Annotated in this window: 18 protein-coding genes; 8 read left to right on the top strand and 10 right to left on the bottom strand. The window is 72.6% G+C overall.

From position 1 onward, the window contains the following. Positions 1-7 precede the first annotated feature (7 nt). Positions 8-175: a DUF3117 domain-containing protein gene (locus AB5J73_RS17580; RefSeq protein WP_013222969.1), complete on the bottom strand. Its 168-nt coding sequence runs from the start codon at positions 173-175 to the stop codon at positions 8-10. A gap of 198 nt (positions 176-373) precedes the next feature. On the opposite strand from AB5J73_RS17580, the gene AB5J73_RS17575 reads away from it, so the two are divergent. Continuing rightward, positions 374-1,168, top strand: coding sequence for an enoyl-CoA hydratase/isomerase family protein (locus tag AB5J73_RS17575; RefSeq protein WP_370970755.1), 795 nt, complete (start codon positions 374-376; stop codon positions 1,166-1,168). A 19-nt stretch (positions 1,169-1,187) separates the two neighbouring features. Here AB5J73_RS17575 and AB5J73_RS17570 read toward each other — a convergent pair whose 3' ends face one another. From AB5J73_RS17570 to AB5J73_RS17550, 5 genes are read right to left on the bottom strand one after another with little or no spacing between them, the layout of a single operon-like run. Next, positions 1,188-1,751, bottom strand: coding sequence for a DNA-3-methyladenine glycosylase I (locus tag AB5J73_RS17570; RefSeq protein WP_370970754.1), 564 nt, complete (start codon positions 1,749-1,751; stop codon positions 1,188-1,190). Continuing rightward, the gene (locus AB5J73_RS17565) at positions 1,744-2,202 is read right to left on the bottom strand and encodes an SRPBCC family protein (protein WP_370970753.1); all 459 of its coding nucleotides are present in this window, start codon (positions 2,200-2,202) and stop codon (positions 1,744-1,746) included. Before AB5J73_RS17565 ends, AB5J73_RS17570 begins: the two co-directional genes overlap by 8 nt. Then, entirely contained in the window at positions 2,199-2,522 is a 324-nt protein-coding gene (locus AB5J73_RS17560; protein WP_370970752.1) for a DivIVA domain-containing protein, read from the bottom strand. The genes AB5J73_RS17565 and AB5J73_RS17560 overlap by 4 nt, the downstream gene beginning before the upstream one ends. Next, positions 2,519-3,187, bottom strand: a complete 669-nt coding sequence (locus AB5J73_RS17555; RefSeq protein ID WP_370970751.1) for a permease prefix domain 1-containing protein — start codon at positions 3,185-3,187, stop codon at positions 2,519-2,521. Before AB5J73_RS17555 ends, AB5J73_RS17560 begins: the two co-directional genes overlap by 4 nt. Then, the gene (locus AB5J73_RS17550; RefSeq protein WP_125307115.1) at positions 3,184-3,501 is read right to left on the bottom strand and encodes a helix-turn-helix transcriptional regulator; all 318 of its coding nucleotides are present in this window, start codon (positions 3,499-3,501) and stop codon (positions 3,184-3,186) included. Before AB5J73_RS17550 ends, AB5J73_RS17555 begins: the two co-directional genes overlap by 4 nt. 140 nt (positions 3,502-3,641) lie before the next feature. Between AB5J73_RS17550 and AB5J73_RS17545 the strand changes: the two genes are divergently transcribed. The 4 genes from AB5J73_RS17545 (at position 3,642) to cydC (ending at position 9,109) form a co-directional block, all read left to right on the top strand. Next, entirely contained in the window at positions 3,642-4,802 is a 1,161-nt protein-coding gene (locus AB5J73_RS17545) for a cytochrome ubiquinol oxidase subunit I (RefSeq protein WP_370970750.1), read from the top strand. A gap of 3 nt (positions 4,803-4,805) precedes the next feature. After that, positions 4,806-5,792: a cytochrome d ubiquinol oxidase subunit II gene (locus tag AB5J73_RS17540; RefSeq protein WP_370970749.1), complete on the top strand. Its 987-nt coding sequence runs from the start codon at positions 4,806-4,808 to the stop codon at positions 5,790-5,792. A gap of 10 nt (positions 5,793-5,802) precedes the next feature. Beyond that, a complete protein-coding gene (gene cydD, locus AB5J73_RS17535; RefSeq protein ID WP_370970748.1) occupies positions 5,803-7,365 on the top strand; it encodes a thiol reductant ABC exporter subunit CydD in 1,563 nt (520 codons plus the stop codon). A 184-nt stretch (positions 7,366-7,549) separates the two neighbouring features. After that, positions 7,550-9,109: a thiol reductant ABC exporter subunit CydC gene (gene cydC / locus AB5J73_RS17530; RefSeq protein WP_370973217.1), complete on the top strand. Its 1,560-nt coding sequence runs from the start codon at positions 7,550-7,552 to the stop codon at positions 9,107-9,109. Here the strand turns inward: cydC and AB5J73_RS17525 are convergent. Continuing rightward, the gene (locus AB5J73_RS17525) at positions 9,045-9,947 is read right to left on the bottom strand and encodes a glucosyl-3-phosphoglycerate synthase (protein ID WP_370970747.1); all 903 of its coding nucleotides are present in this window, start codon (positions 9,945-9,947) and stop codon (positions 9,045-9,047) included. The genes cydC and AB5J73_RS17525 overlap by 65 nt on opposite strands. Before the next feature lie 51 nt (positions 9,948-9,998). On the opposite strand from AB5J73_RS17525, the gene AB5J73_RS17520 reads away from it, so the two are divergent. Beyond that, positions 9,999-10,673 carry a lysophospholipid acyltransferase family protein gene (locus AB5J73_RS17520; protein ID WP_370970746.1) on the top strand — a complete coding sequence of 225 codons (675 nt, stop codon included), beginning with the start codon at positions 9,999-10,001 and terminating at the stop codon, positions 10,671-10,673. Between the two features lie 15 nt (positions 10,674-10,688). On the opposite strand, the gene AB5J73_RS17515 is transcribed toward AB5J73_RS17520, so the two are convergent. From AB5J73_RS17515 to AB5J73_RS17505, 3 genes are read right to left on the bottom strand one after another with little or no spacing between them, the layout of a single operon-like run. Next, positions 10,689-11,273 carry a TIGR00730 family Rossman fold protein gene (locus AB5J73_RS17515; RefSeq protein ID WP_370970745.1) on the bottom strand — a complete coding sequence of 195 codons (585 nt, stop codon included), beginning with the start codon at positions 11,271-11,273 and terminating at the stop codon, positions 10,689-10,691. Beyond that, positions 11,273-12,058, bottom strand: a complete 786-nt coding sequence (locus tag AB5J73_RS17510; protein ID WP_086860961.1) for a TIGR00730 family Rossman fold protein — start codon at positions 12,056-12,058, stop codon at positions 11,273-11,275. Before AB5J73_RS17510 ends, AB5J73_RS17515 begins: the two co-directional genes overlap by 1 nt. Positions 12,059-12,067: 9 nt before the next feature. Continuing rightward, complete coding sequence (locus tag AB5J73_RS17505; RefSeq protein ID WP_370970744.1) at positions 12,068-13,900, bottom strand: glycoside hydrolase family 9 protein; 1,833 nt, start codon at positions 13,898-13,900, stop codon at positions 12,068-12,070. A 106-nt stretch (positions 13,901-14,006) separates the two neighbouring features. Between AB5J73_RS17505 and AB5J73_RS17500 the strand changes: the two genes are divergently transcribed. Both AB5J73_RS17500 and AB5J73_RS17495 read left to right on the top strand, forming a co-directional pair. Beyond that, positions 14,007-15,299, top strand: a complete 1,293-nt coding sequence (locus tag AB5J73_RS17500) for a tetratricopeptide repeat protein (protein ID WP_370970743.1) — start codon at positions 14,007-14,009, stop codon at positions 15,297-15,299. A gap of 256 nt (positions 15,300-15,555) precedes the next feature. After that, positions 15,556-17,586, top strand: coding sequence for a M4 family metallopeptidase (locus AB5J73_RS17495; protein WP_370970742.1), 2,031 nt, complete (start codon positions 15,556-15,558; stop codon positions 17,584-17,586). The last annotated feature ends 51 nt before the right edge of the window (positions 17,587-17,637 follow it).

Here is a 17,637-nt window from a genome sequence, read left to right as displayed (position 1 = left end):
AGGCTTGCTAGCCGGTGACCTCCGCCAAAGCGGCGCCGAGGTCCTTCGCTTCTTCCGCGGAGAGTTCGACGACGAGTCGCCCACCACCCTCGAGCGGTACGCGCATCACGAGGCCCCGCCCCTCCTTAGTCACTTCGAGGGGACCATCTCCGGTCCGGGGCTTCATGGCCGCCATAGCGTGCTCCCTCCGTCTCAACCGGCGCGCCCGGGTCGCGCTCGCGTGAAAGCCAGCCGGGTCTGGTGTCCATTGTCCCTCATCAGCGGCCGGGCGCATCAGCGGACCGATCTTTTGCCGCCGTATCGGTGCTGGTATGCGGCCCGGGGGAGGTGGAAGACTCTCGGCCGACCGAAGTTTTCCGCGCAAGGAGATGACGTGACCACATCCGACGTCCTGTTGACCGCCGACGCCGACGGGGTCCGCACGCTGACCCTCAACCGGCCGCAGGCGTACAACTCGCTGACCGTCGAGCTGAAGGAAGCACTGCTCGCGGCGCTGCGCGAGGCGTCCGGCGACGAAACCGTCCGCGCGGTCGTGCTGACCGGGTCCGGCAAGGCGTTCTGCGCCGGCCAGGATCTGAAGGAGCACGTCGGGCTGCTCCAGGCGGGTGACCCCGCCCCGCTACACACGGTGAAGGAGCACTACAACCCGATCGTCCAGGCGATCGTGTCGATGGAGAAGCCGGTGATCGCCGCGATCAACGGCACCGCCGCCGGCGCCGGGGCCGCCTTCGCCTATGCCAGTGACCTGCGGATCGCCGCCGAATCGTCGTCGTTCCTGATGGCCTTCGCCAACGTCGGGCTCGGCCCGGACTCGGGTGCGTCGTGGACGCTGCAGCGGCTGGTCGGCTACGGCCGCGCCGCCGAGCTGATGCTGCTGGCCCGGACCGTCGACGCGGCGGAGGCGCTGCGCCTCGGCCTGGTCGGCGAGGTCGTGCCGGACGAGGAGCTGCCGGCGCGGGCCCAGGCGGTCGCGGCGAAGCTCGCGGCCGGGCCGACGGTGGCCTACGCGAAGATCAAGGGCGTGCTCAACCTGGCCGCGCAGTCGACGTTCGACGAGGCCCTCGAGGCCGAGGACGCCGCCCAGACCGCGCTCGGCGCGACCGCCGACCACACCGAGGCCGTCGAGGCCTTCGTCGGCAAGCGCAAGCCCGCCTTCCAGGGCAAGTGAGCGCCGGGCTGCTTCCGGGTCACGCGGCCCGGAAGCAGCCCTCGACGTGGTCGTCGACCATGCCGGTGGCCTGCATCAGCGCGTAGCACGTGGTCGGGCCGAGGAAGACGAAGCCGCGCTTCTTCAGTTCCTTGGCCATCGCCTTGGACTCGTCGGTGATGGCCGGGACGTCGGCCATCGTCGCCGGCCGCTTGTGCGACGAGGGCGCGAACGACCACAGCAGGTCGTCCAGCGGGGTGTCCAGCGAAGCGATCGCCTGCGCGTTCTTGATCGCGGCCAGGATCTTGGCCCGGTTCCGCACGATCGACGCGTCCTGCATCAGCCGCTCGACGTCGGCGTCGCCGAACTTCGCCACCTTCGCCGGCTTGAACCGCTTGAACGCCTTCCGGAAGTTCTCGCGCTTGCGCAGGATCGTGATCCACGAGAGCCCCGACTGGAACGACTCGAGGCACAGCCGCTCGTACAGCTCGTCCTGGCCGTGGAGCGGCACGCCCCACTCCTCGTCGTGGTAGGCCACGTAGTCCGGGGCCGAATTGCCCCAGCTGCACCGCGGGACGCCGTCGGTGCCGAACAGCTCAGTCATCCCCACCCACCGAATAGTCCTCCGCGAACCGGGCGAACCGCCGCAGCGACTGGCGCACGCCCAGCGCGAACGCCGGCCGCACCACCGGCCAGCCGAGCCGGCCCAGCGGCCCGAACGGCAGGCGCAGGTGCTCGGCCCAGACGAACGTCGAGCGCGTCGCGCCCTTCGGCACCACCTGGAACACGCCGGTGCCCTGCACGACGCTCCCGAGGTGCCGGACCGCGCACCGCACCGGCGGCTCCCAGCTCGTGATCTCCATCTCGTCCGTGAACCCGATGCCGGCCACGCCGGTGAACGCCTGCAGGCGCGACCCGACGCTGCGGCCGTTGCCCTCGACGACCTCGACCTCGGTGCCGAGCATCCACTCGCCCTGGCGCGTCCAGTCGGTGAGCGCGAGCCAGGTCGTCCCGGCCGGCGCGCGCACGTCGACCGACAGGATCAGATCCGTCACTGGGCGCCTTCGGGCGAACTCTCCCGCTCGCGCTCGCGCTGCTCCAGCTCGGCGACCCGGGCGCGCAGCTCGTCGAGCTCGACGCCGAGGCGCCGCAGCACCCAGTCCACTTCGGACATCTTGTAGCCGCGCAGCACCAGCTGGAAGCGGACCTCGGTCAGGTCCTCGCCGGTGATGTCCTCGGCGGGCAGCCGCGTCGGCGAGCTGCCCGGCGGCAGCGGGGCGAGCTCCTCACCCCGGCCGAAGACCACGGCGGCCAGCAGGAACACCACGGCGGCCACCAGCAGCATGACTACGAGGTAGATCAGCGCGGTCGTCACGCGACGATCGTGGCATACCCACCCCAGGATCGTCTCGCGAGCACGACGAGCCGCAGCGAAAGCAGCACCCAGGCGACCATCAGCACCGCGCACGGGACGCTCAAGAACAGCCGTGACGCGTCCACGAACCCGGTCGCGCCGATCAGCAGCCCGACCGAGGCCAGGTTGACGCCGACCGCGAGCGCGATGAGGATGCCGCAGAACCGCGCGAGCCCGGACCCGTCGAGGCGCCGGCTCAGCCAGCGGATGCCGAGCAGCGCGAGCACGCCGATCACCGGCACGACGAACACCGCGCCGTGGGTGACGTGCGTGACGACCTTGTACCACTCCGGCGTCGGCGTCGAGATCCTCGTCCATTCGCCGAAGGTGAGGATCCGGGCGTAGTCCCACGCGATCTGCATCGCCGGGACGCCGATGACGAGCTTCCACAGCGTCCGGACGCCGCTGAGCATGCCGAGCTCGGCCTGGTAGTCGCGGGCGACGACGGCCGCCGGGCCGAAGTCGGCGACCGCGCGGCGCTCGGCGTCCTCGTCGCTCCAGCCGCCCGCGCGGTACGCGTCGGCGGCGTCGTGCAGGCCGTCGCGGGCCTCTTCCAGCAGGTCGGCCTTGAACCGGCCGCAGCCGTGCAGCCTGCGGTCGAGGTCCCCCAGGTACTCGTCGATCATGCCCCCAGCACTCCCCCGATGACCGTCGTGAACTCCCGCCACTCGGCGCGTTCGGCGGCCAGGGCCTGCTGGCCGGAGCGGGTGAGCCGGTAGGTGCGCCGCTTGCGACCGGAGACGACGTCCCACTCGCTGGCCAGCCAGCCGGCCCGCTCGAGCCGGCGCAGCGCCGGGTAGACCGTGCCGGTCGGCAGGTCGAGCGCGCCGTCGCTGCGCAGCTGGAGCGCCTCGATGATCGCGTAGCCGTGGAGCTTCCGGCCGTCGAGCACCGCCAGCAGCAACGCGTCGAGGTGCCCGCGCAAGGTGTCCGCCTTCATAGGTACGCAGTCTACGCATCCCACCCCGGAGAGGCTATTGGCCGGACGCAGGGGGCACACCCGGGGATTTCCCGGAGATGACCCGGATCTCATGGATTTGGTGGCTACATGTAGACAGCCTACGTATATAGTCGGGCGCCATGGACGCACTCCCGGTCGCGAGACTCCAGTTCGCGACGACGACTTCGTTCCACTTCCTGTTCGTGCTGCTCACGCTGGGGTTGGTCACGATGGTGGCCGTGATGCAGACGCGCGCGGCGGTCGGCGGCAAGCCCGAACTGCTGCGGATGACCCGCTTCTGGGGTCGCTTATACGTGATCAACTACGCGCTGGGGATCGTCACCGGAATCGTGATGGAATTCCAGTTCGGGCTGACGTGGACCGGCCTTTCCGCATTCGCGGGCGACGTCTTCGGCGCGCCGCTGGCCATTGAGACGCTGGTCGCGTTCTTCCTGGAGTCGACCTTCCTCGGCCTGTGGATCTTCGGCTTCGGGCGGCTCGGCAAGTGGCCGCACCTGGCGCTGATCTGGCTGGTCACGCTGACCGCGTACGCGTCGGCGCTGTTCATCATGCTGGCCAACTCGTTCCTGCAGAACCCGGTCGGCAGCCGGCTCGAGGGCGGCACCCTGCACCTCGACGACTTCGGCGCGCTGTTCTCGAACCCGGCGCTGATCGCGTCGCTGCCGCACGTCGTCGGCGCCGCGCTGGTGACCGGCGGGTTCTTCGTGGTCGGCGTCAGCGCTTACCACTTCCTCAAGCGCACCACCGAGGTCGGGTTCTTCCGCCGCTCGATGCGCCTCGGCGTGGTCACGGCGCTGATCGGCTCGATCTTCGTGATCAACCAGGGCTTCGCGCAGTTCGGGGAGCTCGCGAAGTACCAGCCCGACAAGCTCAAGACGGGCGCGGTCGGGCTCCCGCTGGGCCTGATGATCATGATCGCGTTCGCGATGCTGCTCTGCTCGCTGCTGGGCACGCTGCTGCTGTTCCGGAACTGGCTCACCAAGGCCCGGTTCCTGCACTACCTGATGGTCGCGGCGATCCCGCTGCCGTTCCTCGCCTCGATCATGGGCTGGCTGGTGCGCGAGCTCGGCCGCCAGCCCTGGCTGGTCTGGGGGAAGCTGCGCACCGCCGACGCCGTCGCGGACGTCCCGGCGGGCCAGATCCTGTTCTCCTTCATCGCTTTCTCACTGCTGTTCGCCGCGCTCGCGGTGGCCGACTGGGTGCTCATGGCGCGGGTCGCCAAGCTCGGCCCGGACCCGGTCGACGAGCCCGCCGGGCAGCCCGTCCTGAGCGGAGTCTGACCGGTGGCGACCTTCTGGTGGTGCGTGCTCGGCCTGCTGACCTGCGGGTACTTCGCGCTCGCGGGCTACGACTACGGCGTCGGCCTGCTCCTGCCCGCCTTCGAAACCGGCGAGCGGCGAAGGCGCCAGACGCTCGGCGCGCTCGGCCCGTTCTTCCTGGCCAACGAGGTGTGGCTGGTCGCGGCGGTCGGACTGCTGTTCGGCGCGTTCCCGCACCTGGAGGGCAAGGTGTTCGCCGGGGCCTACGTCCTGGTCGTGACGCTGCTGCTCGGCCTGGTCACGTTCACGGCGTCGATGCAGCTGCGCAGCCGCCGCCCGGACGCGCGGCGCGGTGCCTGGACCGCGGGCATCGTCGGCGGCGCGCTGGTCACGGCGCTGTCGTGGGGCCTGTTCCTCGGCAACCTCGTGACCGGACTGCCGCTGGCCGCCGACGGCTCGCCGTCCGGTGACGTCCTCGCGCTCTTCAGCCCGTACGCCGTGTTGTGGGGACTCGGGTTCGTCGCCCTGTTCGCCTTGCAGGGCGCGGCGTTCCTCGCGGTGCGCGCCCCGGCCGAGCTGACCGGGCGCGCGGTGCGGCTGGCCCGCGCCTTCACCGCGCCCGTGCTCGCGTTCCTCGTGATCGCGACGGGGTGGGGCGCCTTCGCGCTCGACGGCGTGACCGCGCTCGGCGTGGGTGTCGCGGTGCTGGCGTTCGCCGCCCTCGCCGTCACCCGGCTCGGGATTTCCGCGAAGCGCTACCGGGTCGCGCTGCTCGGCTCCATGGTGCTGTCCGCCTGCCCGGCCCTGCTGGCCGGCACGCTGAGGTTCCCCGCGGTGCTGGTCTCGCCCGGCTACGCGCTGACGGTCGAGCAGGCGGCGACGGCACCGGGAACGTTCGCGGTGCTGGCCTGGTTCGCGCCGCCGTCGCTGCTGGTGCTGCTGGTCGTGCAGTGGCTGACCTGGCGCGCCCACCGCCACCCCGTCGACCAGCGCTCGCTGCTGCACTTCTAGGGGGAACGCCGTGCCCGCTCTGCCCGGACTCCGGCGCTACCTGGCCGTGCTGGCCGCGCTCGGGGTGTGCACCGCCGCGTCGGTGCTCCTGCAGGCCGAAGGCCTCGCCACGCTGCTCACCGGTGACGGTGTCCCACTGGTCCTGGTCGTCGCGATCGCCGCGCGAGTACTGCTCTCGTGGGGCCACGGCGTCCTGAGTGGACGGTTCGCGGCCTCGGTGCGCGACGGTCTGCGCCGCCGGTTGCTCGAGTCCCGCGCCGACCGCGCGGGCGTCGTCGCCACGCAGGTGACGCGCGGGGTCGACGCCACGGACGGCTACCTGACCGGGTACCTGCCATCCCTGGTCGTGTCGGTGGTGGTGCCGGCCGCGGTGATCGTGCGGCTGTTCACGACGGACCTGGTGTCGGCGCTGGTCGTCACGGCGACGCTGCCGCTGATCCCGGTCTTCGCGATCCTGGTCGGCAAGCACACCGCGACGCGCACCGAGCGGCAGTGGTCGCTGCTGACCGAGCTGGGCGGCCACTTCCTCGACGTGGTGCGGGGACTGGGGACGCTCCGGCTGTTCGGCCGGGCGGCGGCACAGGCGTCGACGGTCCGGTCGATGGCCGCCGCGCACGCCGATGCGACGATGAAGACGCTGCGGATCGCGTTCCTTTCGGCGCTGGTGCTGGAGCTGGTGGCGACGATGTCGGTGGCGCTGGTCGCGGTGCCGATCGGCTTCCGCCTCCTGGACGGCGGCCTCGACGCCCGGACGGCGATGCTGGTGCTCGTGCTCGCCCCGGAGGCCTACCTGCCGCTGCGCGCGGCGGGCGCGAAGTTCCACGCGGCGGCCGAGGGCTTGACGGCGCTGCGGGAGGCCCTCGCGGCACCGGTGGTGTCCCCCCGGTCGGCGACGGCCACCCGGCGCCGGGGCGCGCCTTCGCTGGTCCTGGAACGGGTTTCGGTCTGCCACGACGGCGTTCCGGCGTTGTCCGAAGTGGACTTGACGGTGCCCGCGGGCGCGCGGATCGCCGTGGTGGGGCCGAGCGGGTCCGGGAAGAGCACGCTGCTGGCGGTGCTGCTGGGGTTCGTGCCGCCGTCGTCGGGGCGGGTGCTCGTCGACGGGGTCGACCTGCGATCGCTGTCGCCCGCCGACTGGCTCGCCGAGGTGGCCTGGGTGCCCCAGCGGCCGACGCTGTTCCGCGGGACGCTGGCGGAGAACGTCGCGCTGGGCCTGCCGTCCGCGGACGTCCCGGCCGCCGCCCGCGCCGCGGCCTTGGACTCCGTGGCGGCGGGCCTGCCCGCGGGCTACGCGACCCAGGTGGGCGAGCTGGGCGAAGGCCTGTCGGCAGGCCAGCGACAGCGGGTCGGCCTGGCACGGGCACTCGCCCGGACGTCGGCGGGTCTGCTGTTGCTCGACGAGCCGACGACCAGGCTGGACTCCCGGACGGAAGAGACGGTGCTCTCGGCGACCCGGCGGCTGCTGCCCGACCGCACCGCGGTGCTCGTCGCCCACCGACCGGCGCTGCTGGCACTGGCCGACCGGGTGGTCGAACTCCGCGACGGCCGGATCCGCACGGAGGTGACCGCGTGAGCCACACGACCCGAGCGCCCCAATGTGGCGTTCGGTGCGTCCAGCGCACCCAATGTGGCGTTCGGTGCGTTGAACGCAACCAACGCCACATTGGGGCGCTTGGGCTGCCGGAGGTGACCGCGTGAACCGCGCCGTCACGACTCCGGGCAAAAGGACGATCTGGGCTGTGTCCACAAAGGACACCATGCGCCTCGTCCGCGCCGCCCTCCTCGGTGCCGGGGCCGAACTCGCCGCCCTCGCGCTCATGGCCACCGCCGCCTGGCTGTTGCTGCGCGCCGCCGAACGGCCGCCGCTCGGGGCGCTGACCCTCGCCATCGTCGGGGTGCGGACGCTCGCGCTGCTCCGGGGTGGGCTCCGGTACGCCGAGCGCCTCGCCGGGCACGAAGTCGTCCTGCGGTGGCTCGGGGGCCTGCGCACCCGCGTCTACCAGGCCCTCGCGCCCGGTTCGCGGTACTCCGGCGGCGACCTCGTCACCCGGCTCGTGTCCGATGTGGACGCGCTGCAGGACGCGGTCCTGCGGTGGCTGCTGCCCGCGGGGGTCGCCGCGCTCGTGGGGAGCGCCGCCGTCGCCGTCACGGCCACCGCCTCCGTGAGCGCCGCCGTCGCGCTCGCCGCCGGGCTGGTCGTCGCGGGTGGGGTGCTCCCCTGGCTGGTCGTCCGCGCCACCGCACGGGCCGCGGCCGAAAGCGCCCCGAAGCGGGCCGAACTGGCCGAGCGCGCGGTCGAGCTCGTCACCGGGCACCGGGAGCTCGTCGCCGCCGGTGCGCTGGCCGAGCACCGGGCGCGGGCGACCGGTGTCGCCGGCGAGATCGCCGACGGCGAGCGGGCCACCTCGGGCACGTCCGCGCTGCTCGGCGCCGCCGGGGTGCTCGTCCAGCTGGGCACCACCGTCGCCGTCGCGCTGCTGGCCGACGCCTCCGTGCCCTGGACCGCCGCGCTCACCCTGGCCGCCATGACGAGCTTCGAGGTCGTCCTCCCGCTGATCGGCGCCGCCCGGCGGGTGCCGGAAATCCGCGCGTCGGCCGCCCGGGTGCGGGCCGTCCTGGCCCAGCCGCCCACGCCGAAGGGCACCCGGACGCCGGAAAAAGGACACTTCAGGCTCGAAAACGCCGGCGTCCGCCACCCGGGCCGAGCCCCGGCGCTGCAGCACGTCGACCTCGACCTGCCGCCCGGCAGGCGCGTCGGGATCCTCGGCCCCAGCGGCGCCGGCAAGACGACGCTGCTCCGCCTGCTGCTCGGCAGCCGGACCCCCACCGAAGGCCGCGTGCTCCTCGACGGCCACCCGCTCGGCGAATACGCGGACCTGTCGAAGGTCATCTCGGGCGCCGAAGCCGACGCGCACGTCTTCTCCACGACCGTCCGCGAGAACCTCCTGCTCGCGAAGCCGGCCGCCACCGACGACGAGCTGCGGGAAGCCTGCGCGGTCGCCGGGTTCGACCTGGGCCTCGACCGCGCGACCGGCCCGGACGGCGACGCCCTCTCCGGCGGTCAGCGGCAGCGGCTGGTCCTGGCCCGCGCGGTCCTGGCGGCCCCGCCGGTCCTGGTGCTCGACGAGCCCGTCGAAGGTCTCGACCCCGCGCACGGCGACGCCGTCCTCAAGAACGTCCTCGCGCACGCGAAGGGCACGGTCGTCCTGGTCACCCACCGGCCCGAGCACCTGGACGGCTTCGACGAGGTCCTCACCCTCGAGGACGGGCGAGCACTTCCCGCATCGGCGGCCGATCGGCGACCCGGACGTCCGTGACGTCCGGCAGCCACTCCTCGTCGACCTGGACGAACTGCGTGAACGGCGCGTCGGCGGCCGGGACCCCGCAGCGCTCCAGCGCCGTGCCCAGTATCTGCCGGGACATCACGCCCAGCTGGGGCAGCGACCGGTTCCGGTGCTTGCGGACGCCGAGGTTGACCTGGGCGAGCCCGTCGAGGCCGTAGCGCGCCTCGGCGTCGAGGAGCAGCCCGATCTCGACGCCGTACCCGGCGGCGAACGGCACCGATTCGAGGAACTCGCGGGTGCCCGCGTACTCGCCGCCGAGGGGCTGGACCAGCCCGCCGAGCGCGGGGCGCAGCGCCGAGAGCACCGGCCGCGCCAGCAGCTCGGTGACGCGCCCGCCGCCGCTGCTCTCCAGCCGCAGCGGGCGGCGGTAGAAGCCCTTGACCAGGTGCACACCGGGCTCGGTGACCAGCGGCCCGAGCAGCGACGGCACGAACGCCGGGTCCGGGTCGACCAGGTCGGAGTCGAGGAAGACGACGAGGTCGCCGCTGGTGGCGGCCAGCGAGCGCCACAGCACCTCGCCCTTGCCGGGGACCGGCGGCAGGTCCGGCAGCACGTCCTCGCGGCGGACCACCCGGGCGCCCGCGGCCTCGGCGGTTTCGACCGTCGCGTCCGTGGAACCCGAGTCCACGACGACGAGCTCGTCGACGACCGAACCGACCAGGGGGCGGACCGACGCGACGACGGCACCCACGGTCCGCTCCTCGTCGAGGGCCGGTAGCACGACGGAAACCGTGCGGTCACCCTTCGCGGTCACGATGTCCTCGGGCGTCCAACCGGGCTCCTGCCACGTACGCCGCTCGAACCAACTCACGAGTAACGATCGTGCCATGCTGGTGTCACCGCCACCGAGGAGGAGGACCACTTGATCGCGCAGCTTGTCCGCTTCGTGCTGGGGCCGCTGGCCAGGGCGCTGTACCGGCCCGAGGTGCACGGCGTGGAGAACGTGCCCGCCACGGGCCCGGTGCTGCTGGCGGCCAACCACCGGGCTGCGCTCGACACCGGCGTGATCACGTTCACGACGCCGCGGCAGGTCAAGTTCCTCGGCAAGGCGGAGTACTTCGTCGGCAAGGGCCTCAAGGGCAAGGCGCTGGCCGGCTTCCTCGGCGGCCTCGGCTACGTCCCGGTCGAGCGCGGCAACGCCCAGGCCGGGCTCGCCGCGCTCGAAGCGGCCCGCAAGGTCCTCGACGCGGGCGGCGTCTTCGCGATCTACCCGGAGGGCACCCGGTCGCTGGACGGCCGGCTGCACCGCGGCCACACCGGCGTCGCGGCCCTGGCGCTGGCGACCGGCGCGAAGGTGGTGCCGGTCGCGCTGACCGGCACCGAGCACCTCCAGCCGAAGGGCGCGAAGATCCCCCGGCCCGCGAAGATCTCCATCACGTTCGGCAAGCCACTGGACTTCTCGCGCTACGAGGGCCAGGACTACGCGCCGGCGATCCGCCGGTCGGTCACCGACGAGGTGATGTACGCGATCCTGGAGATCTCGGGCCAGGAGTACGTGGACACCTACCACAAGCGGCCGAGCGAAGGGGTCGCCTGACGCCGGGCCCCGGCGTCAGATGCCCGGCGGTTCCTTGGCCCACTTCGGCGGGGCCGGGGGAACGTAGGTCTCGAACCGGTCCAGCAGCACCGCCGCGTCGGCGTCGGCCATCAGGAGCTGCCGGTACTCCGGCTTGACGAACCCTTCGGTCACCATGTGGTCGGCGAAGGCGAGCAGCGGGCCGTAGTAGCCGTCCACGTCGACCAGGCCGATCGGCTTGCCGTGCAGGCCCAGCTGGGCCCACGTCCAGACCTCGAACAGCTCCTCCAGGGTGCCCGCGCCGCCCGGCAGCGCCAGGAAGCCGTCGGACAGGGCCGCCATCTTGGCCTTGCGCTCGTGCATGTCCGCCACGACGTGCAGCTCGGACAGGCCGGCGTGGGAGATCTCGACGCTCGACAGCGCCTCCGGGATCACCCCGATCACTTCGCCACCCGCCGCGAGGGCCGCGTCGGCGACCACGCCCATCGTGCCGACGCTCGCGCCGCCGTAGACCAGCCCGATGCCGCGCTGGGCCAGCAGCTTGCCGAGCGCCGCCGCCTGCTCGGCGTAGCGCGGCGAGAACCCCATGGAGGAGCCGCAGAACACGCAGATCCGGCTCATCAGTGGGTGTCCTCCCAAGCCTGGTAGGACTCCTGGACCACGCGGACGGCGTCGTCGATGTCGTCGGTGACGTGCAGCAGGTCGAGGTCGTGCGGGCTGATCTTGCCCTCGGCCTGCACGGTCTTGGCGATCCAGTCGTAGAGGCCGCCCCAGTAGTCGCTGCCGAACAGCACCACCGGGAACTTCGTGACCTTCTTGGTCTGCACCAGCGTCAGCGCCTCGAACAGCTCGTCGAGCGTGCCGAAGCCGCCGGGCAGGCAGATGAAGGCCTGCGAATACTTGATGAACATCGTCTTGCGGGCGAAGAAGTACCGGAAGTTGACGCCGAGGTCTACCCACGGGTTCAGGCCCTGCTCGAACGGCAGCTCGATGCCGAGCCCGACGGAGAAGCCGCCGGCCTCGGCCGCGCCGCGGTTGACCGCCTCCATCGCGCCCGGCCCGCCGCCGGTCATCACGGCGAAGCCCGCGTTGGCCAGTGCGCCGCCGATCTTGCGGCCGAGCTCGTACTCCGGGTTGTCGCGCTTGGTGCGGGCCGAGCCGAACACCGTGACCGCGCGCGGGACCTCGGCGAGCGCGCCGAACCCCTCGACGAACTCGGCCTGGATGCGCAGGACGCGCCACGGGTCGGTGTGCACCCAGTCGCTCGGGCCACGCGAATCCAGGAGCCGCTGGTCGGTGGTGCTGCCCTGGTCGCGGCGGTCGCGGCGCAGCACGACCGGGCCCTTGTGCCGCTCCACCGGGCGTTCGGGGTACTGGCCGTCCGGCCATTCAGACTGATCGCTCACTTCCCCATGCTACGGCCTGCCCGCCAGCGAGAACGCCAAGAGCGCCGTCGAGGTGAAGTCGATGGCCGGCTCGTTGCTGGGCCATGAACTCAAGTCGTCGGCGTAGCGGCTTCCCTGCCCGTCGAAGGATTCATACGGACGGGTGCACTCCCTGGCTCCCGCGGGGAACGGCAGGTCGGCGAAGTTGTCCGCGCCGTTCGGGCCGTTCACGACCGCGCCGTGGAGCACCTTCGACGGGCCGGCGAGGTTCGCGGCCTGGTGGTGGGGGCACCGCGGCGACGTGGTGCCGACACCGACCACCAGCGAGACGCCCCAGGCGTTGGCCCCTAGGGTGAAGTCCCGTTGCCGCGCGCCGAACGCGGCGTAGCGGGTGTCGCCGGTGACGCGCTGGTAGAGCCGCGCGGTGGCGGCGAAGCCGAAGCTCTTGCCGGCGGCGTCGAAGTCGGTGACGGCGACTGCTGTCCGGAATGGACTCTTCTTCGCCGCCTCGACGCCGGAGTCGAGCTGGCGCCGCAGGTCCGCGGCCAGTTCCCCGGCGCCGAGCGCGGCGCCGGGGACGCCGGTGCGCAGCAGGCCGGCGAGGTCGGCGTGGGCGAGCGCGCTGGTGTCGTAGAGGTTCAACGTGCTGGTGTCGCCGCTGCCGATGTACGCCTTCGCCCACTTCGCCGCGTCGCGGGCCCAGCCGGTCGCGCGCGGGTCCTTCACCGCCCGGGCGGCGAGGGCGAGCTGCGTCGCGCCCAGCTCCAGGTCATCTTCCCAGGACGACTCCGGGTAGTAGGCGTGCGGGAATGCGGTGACGAGCTCGCCGACACCGGCCGTCTTGGCCTGGCCGAACACCGCCGCGGCTTCGGCCAGGTAGTGGCGGGCGAGCCGCGGGTCGCGGTGCGCGTACACCTGCGCGCCGAGCGCGAACGCCGCGGCGACGCGGCCGGCGAGGTTCGGCGACAGCGGCGCGCCCGCCGGACCGGCCGGGAACACCGGGCGGTGCTTGACGAAGTAGGCCGGGTCGCCGGGCCCGACGTCGAGCGCGTCGTCGTCCTGCGGGTTGCGCCAGACGTCGTGGTCGCCGAGGAAGCCGAACTCCTCGCTGCCGGTGCCGATGCCGACCTGAGCGTAGAGGGTCTTGGTCCGGCCGTCCCACACCTTGTCGAGCCAGTCGAGGCCGAACCGGACCTCCTTCGCCAGCACCGGGTCGGGGTCCTCGCGCAGCACGAAACCCAGTTCGGCCAGCGAGTACGCGGTGTTGGACGTGAACTTCACGAAGTCGCCGGCGTCGACCCAGCCGCCTTCGACGTCGACCGGGCCGCCCTGGGGCTTCAGCGGTTCGACGATTTCGTCGCCGCCCTCGCCGGCGAACTTCGGCTCCGCGTAGACGGTCGCCGTCCGGTCGGCCAGGTGCGACGGCTTGCGGTCGAGGCGGCCGGGGATGACGTCGTGGCCGTCGCGCTGGGCTTGGAAGAACTCGGTGGTGGCGCGCACGAGCGGCCGGAACAGCCGGCTCGCGGTGTCGATCCGGAACGGCGGCGACGTCGCGCCCGCGGCCTCGACCCGGTAGGTGCCCGGCCGGTCCAGAGTGGACAGATCGAGGTCGAACACCGCCGGGTAACGGGCGTTCCAGGCGCCAAGGCTCGGGCCGGTGCGCCCCTTCCGGACGGGGTGCCCGCGCTCGTCGACGACGGTGAACGTCCCCGGCGCGCCCCCGAGCAGGTACGCGTGCTTCGCCTCCCCCAGCGCGTAGCCGACTTGGTCGACGCGCACCTCAGCCGGGGTTGCGGCCTCGGCCGGGGCGGCGGCGAGGGGCACGGCGAGCGCGGCCGCCGTCGCGAGGGGAAGCAGGCGCATGATCGGCCTCCGCTTTGTTAGGAAAGTTTCCTATTTAATGTCGCCCGAACGCTAGCCTGGCGGCGGCCGGGGCGTCAATATGTCCGTTTCCGCGACGGCGGCGCCGATGACCTACCGTGGGGAGATGACCGAACCGCTCGGCGCGCGGATCCGGCGGTTGCGCACCGACCGTGGGTGGACCCAGCGCGAGCTCGCCGAGCCCGGCTACGACCGCGGCTTCCTGGCGAAGGTCGAGACCGGCAGCAGGCCGCCGTCCGGCGAGATGCTGGCCTACCTGGCCGAACGCTTCGGGCTGACCGTCGACGAGCTGCGGTTCGGCCGGCCCTCGGGTGTCGCGGACGAGCTGCACGCATCGCTGGACGAGGGCTACCGCGACCTGGAGCAGGGCCGCGTCGCCGACGCGGAGACGCGGTTCGCCGCCGTGGCGAAGCAGGCCGCCGGCTACCACCTCGACGACGTCGAGTGCTACGCGCGGTTCTGCCGGGCCGAGGTGAAGTGGCAGCTCTTCGACGTCGCCGGTGCGCAGGCGGAGCTGGAGCACGCGGAGGAGCTGGCGGGCGCGGCGCCGCCGTGGCTGCGGGCGATGATCGTGCACCGCTGGTCCGGCTGCCGGTACCTGAGCGGTGACGCGGGCACGGCGATCGCGCGCGTCGAGGCCGAGCTGGCTTCGGGACCGGCCGACCCGGACGCGGAGCTGTGCCTGCTCAGCGCGTTGATCCACCCGCTGATGGAGATGGGCGGCCTGCACCGCGCCCGCCGCGCGGCCGAGGACGGACGGCGCCTGGCGCGCGCGGCCACCCGGCCGGACTTCGTGGCGCGCTTCCACCGCCAGGCATCGCAGGTGTGGCAGGCGATCGGGCGCGCGGACCGGGCGCTGCGAGACCTGACGGAGGCGTGCCGGCTGTTCGCGTCGGTGGGCTTCGACCGCGACGCGGCCCGCTGCCGCTGGGCCCGCGGCTACCTCCTGCGGCGGTTGGGCCGGCTCACCGAAGCCCGCTCGGAGCTGACGGAGGCGCGCGACCAGCTGGCGGCGATCGGTTCCGACGAAGGCCTGGCCGGCGCGACGGTCGAGCTGGCCGAGGTCCGCCTCCGCCAGGGCGCGCCCGACGAAGCGGCGGCACTGGTTTCGGAAGTCTGGCCGCTGCTGGCCCGCGACGTCGAGGCGCTGGGCGAGGCGACCGGCCTGCGCGGGCAGATCGCACTGGCCCAGGGCGACCCGGAGACGGCGATCCGGCTGCTGCGCGAAGCGGCGGAGATCCAGCGGGGGGCTTCCCTGCACGGGGCGGCGGTCTCGACGTCGTTGCGGCTCGGCGACGCGCTCCGACAACGTGGTCATCTGGCCGAGGCCATCGAGGCCTACCGCCGCGGCCTCGATTCGGCGGCGGGCACCGAAGGCTGATTCGCCGGACCACCGGTCTCGGTGGTCCGGACCGGAACCAAATTCCTACGAAAGTCTGTGAATTGGTTCAGACCAGTCCGCACCCCTGCCGTTTCCTGCGGTTTTGCCCCGAACGCCGCGATCTTCCCCGGCCACCACTACGCCATCCGGCCCATTGACCGGCGCACGACCGGAACCCTTTACTCGGACGCGTCCGGCGCAATAACAGCAGTTATTCCGGCGGACACACTCCCCACGGTCCCCGGAAAGGTTCCCCATGAGATCCCCACGAGGGCTGGCGGCGATCGCCGGCCTGGCCCTGAGTTTCGCGGTGCCGGTGATCCCGGCCGCCGCCTCCGCACCTCCCGTCGCCACCCCACCCGAGGCGCTCGCCGCGCGAGCCGCCGACCAGGCCGCCCTCAGTGGCGCCGACCGGCTCGCCAAGGGCGCCGGGGAGGCCTTCGTCCGCACCGGGGTCACCCCGGGTGGCGGCGGGCTCTACTTCGCCTCCTACCAGCGCACCTACCACGGCCTGCCGGTCGTCGGCGGGGACGCGGTCGTCGTCGCCGACGGGGCCGGGCGCGTCCGCGGCACCGAAGCCGCCGCAACCGCGCCGATCACCGTCGGCACCCAGGCCACGCTGAACGCCGCGCAGGCGGCCAAGATCGCAACGGCCAAGGTGTCCACAGTGGACAAGACCGAGACGCCGAAGCTGGTCGTGCTGGCCGGGGACGCCCCCAAGCTCGCCTACGAGGTGGTCGTCAGCGGCCGCACCGGCGGCCACCCGACCAAGCTGCACGTCTTCGTCGACAGCGCGACCGGCGCCGTCCTCGACACCCGGGACGACGTCCGCGAGGCGGGCACCGGCAACTCGTACTACGCCGGGACGGTCTCGATCGACACGTCCGGCTCCGGCAGCTCCTACTCGATGACCGACCCGGCCCGCCGCGGCATCGCCTGCGGCCGCGAGGGCGGCTCGATCTTCACCAAGAGCAGCAACAGCTGGGGCAACGGCTCCGGCACCGACCTCGAAACCGGCTGCGTCGACACGCTCTACAGCGTCCAGACCGAGTGGAAGATGCTCAACGACTGGCTCGGCCGCAACGGCATCGACGGGGCCGGCGGCGGCTTCCGCGCGAGCGTCGGCCTCAACGACGTCAACGCCTACTGGGACGGCTCGTCGACGCACTTCGGGCACTCGCAGGACAACCGCCGCCAGGCGACCCCGATGGACGTCGTCGGCCACGAGTACGGGCACGCCATCTTCCAGACCACCCCGGGCGGCGCGGGTTCCGGCAACGAGAACGGCGGCCTCAACGAGTCCACCGGCGACATCTTCGGCGCGCTGACCGAGTACTACGCCAACAACCCGGTCGACACCCCGGACTTCACCGTCGGCGAAGGCGTCAACCTGGTCGGCCAGGGCCCGATCCGCTACATGTACAACCCGGGCCAGATCGGCGACCCGAACTGCTACTCGTCGTCGATCCCGAGCACCGAGGTGCACGCGGCGGCCGGCCCGCAGAACCACTGGTTCTACCTGCTTTCCCAGGGCAGCAACGGGTCCGGCGGGCCGACCAGCCCGACGTGCAACAACTCGAGCGTCACCGGCGTCGGCATCCAGAAGGCCGGCAAGATCTTCTACAACGGCCTGCTGAAGAAGACGTCGTCGTGGAACCACCGCGCGGCCCGCAAGGCCACGCTGGAAGCGGCGATCGCGCTGTTCCCCGGCAGCTGCACCGAGTTCAACTCCACCAAGGCCGCCTGGGACGCGGTGAGCGTCCCCGCGGTCAGCGGTGAGCCGACGTGCAGCGGCCAGCCGCCGGCCGGCAACGACTACTCGCTGACGCTGTCGCCGACCTCGGCGTCCGTCCAGCCCGGACAGACGGCGACCACGACCATCACCACCCGGGTGACGTCGGGCACCGCCCAGACCGTCCAGCTGCTGGCCAGCGGCCTGCCCGAGGGCGCGAAGGCGACGATCAGCCCGGCGAGCGTCCAGTCCGGCGGCACCGCCACGCTGACCATCACCACCTCGGCGAGCACGCCGCAGGGCACCAGCCAGGTGACGGTCTCCGGCGACGGGCCCGACGCCGACCACAGCGCGCAGTTCTCGCTGACCGTCGGCACCGGCACCCCGCCGACCGGCTGCGACGGCCTCGCCGAGTGGGACGTGGCGAAGGCGTACGTGCCCAACGACGTCGTCGGCCACAACGGTCACAAGTGGACGTCCCTGTGGTACTCGACCGGTGCCGAGCCCGGCGCGCCCACCTCGTGGGCCGTGTGGAGCGACAGCGGCACCTGCTGATCCCGGTCGCGCGGTGGCGGGCGACTCCCCCGCCACCGCGCGGCCTACCCT

Origin of the sequence: Amycolatopsis sp. cg9 (assembly GCF_041346945.1) — a bacterium.
In the GTDB taxonomy this organism is placed as follows: domain Bacteria; phylum Actinomycetota; class Actinomycetes; order Mycobacteriales; family Pseudonocardiaceae; genus Amycolatopsis.
This window is presented reverse-complemented; position numbering and strand designations above follow the sequence as displayed.

Excerpts from the sequence above, each read along its gene's own strand:
- cydC (WP_370973217.1), top strand. The coding sequence starts at position 7,550 with ATGCGCCTCGTCCGCGCCGCCCTCCTCGGTGCCGGGGCCGAACTCGCC.
- AB5J73_RS17580 (WP_013222969.1), bottom strand. The coding sequence starts at position 175 with ATGGCGGCCATGAAGCCCCGGACCGGAGATGGTCCCCTCGAAGTGACT.
- AB5J73_RS17570 (WP_370970754.1), bottom strand. The coding sequence starts at position 1,751 with ATGACTGAGCTGTTCGGCACCGACGGCGTCCCGCGGTGCAGCTGGGGC.
- AB5J73_RS17500 (WP_370970743.1), top strand. The coding sequence starts at position 14,007 with ATGACCTACCGTGGGGAGATGACCGAACCGCTCGGCGCGCGGATCCGG.
- AB5J73_RS17515 (WP_370970745.1), bottom strand. The coding sequence starts at position 11,273 with ATGAGCCGGATCTGCGTGTTCTGCGGCTCCTCCATGGGGTTCTCGCCG.
- AB5J73_RS17555 (WP_370970751.1), bottom strand. The coding sequence starts at position 3,187 with ATGATCGACGAGTACCTGGGGGACCTCGACCGCAGGCTGCACGGCTGC.
- AB5J73_RS17545 (WP_370970750.1), top strand. The coding sequence starts at position 3,642 with ATGGACGCACTCCCGGTCGCGAGACTCCAGTTCGCGACGACGACTTCG.
- AB5J73_RS17550 (WP_125307115.1), bottom strand. The coding sequence starts at position 3,501 with ATGAAGGCGGACACCTTGCGCGGGCACCTCGACGCGTTGCTGCTGGCG.
- AB5J73_RS17505 (WP_370970744.1), bottom strand. The coding sequence starts at position 13,900 with ATGCGCCTGCTTCCCCTCGCGACGGCGGCCGCGCTCGCCGTGCCCCTC.
- AB5J73_RS17495 (WP_370970742.1), top strand. The coding sequence starts at position 15,556 with ATGAGATCCCCACGAGGGCTGGCGGCGATCGCCGGCCTGGCCCTGAGT.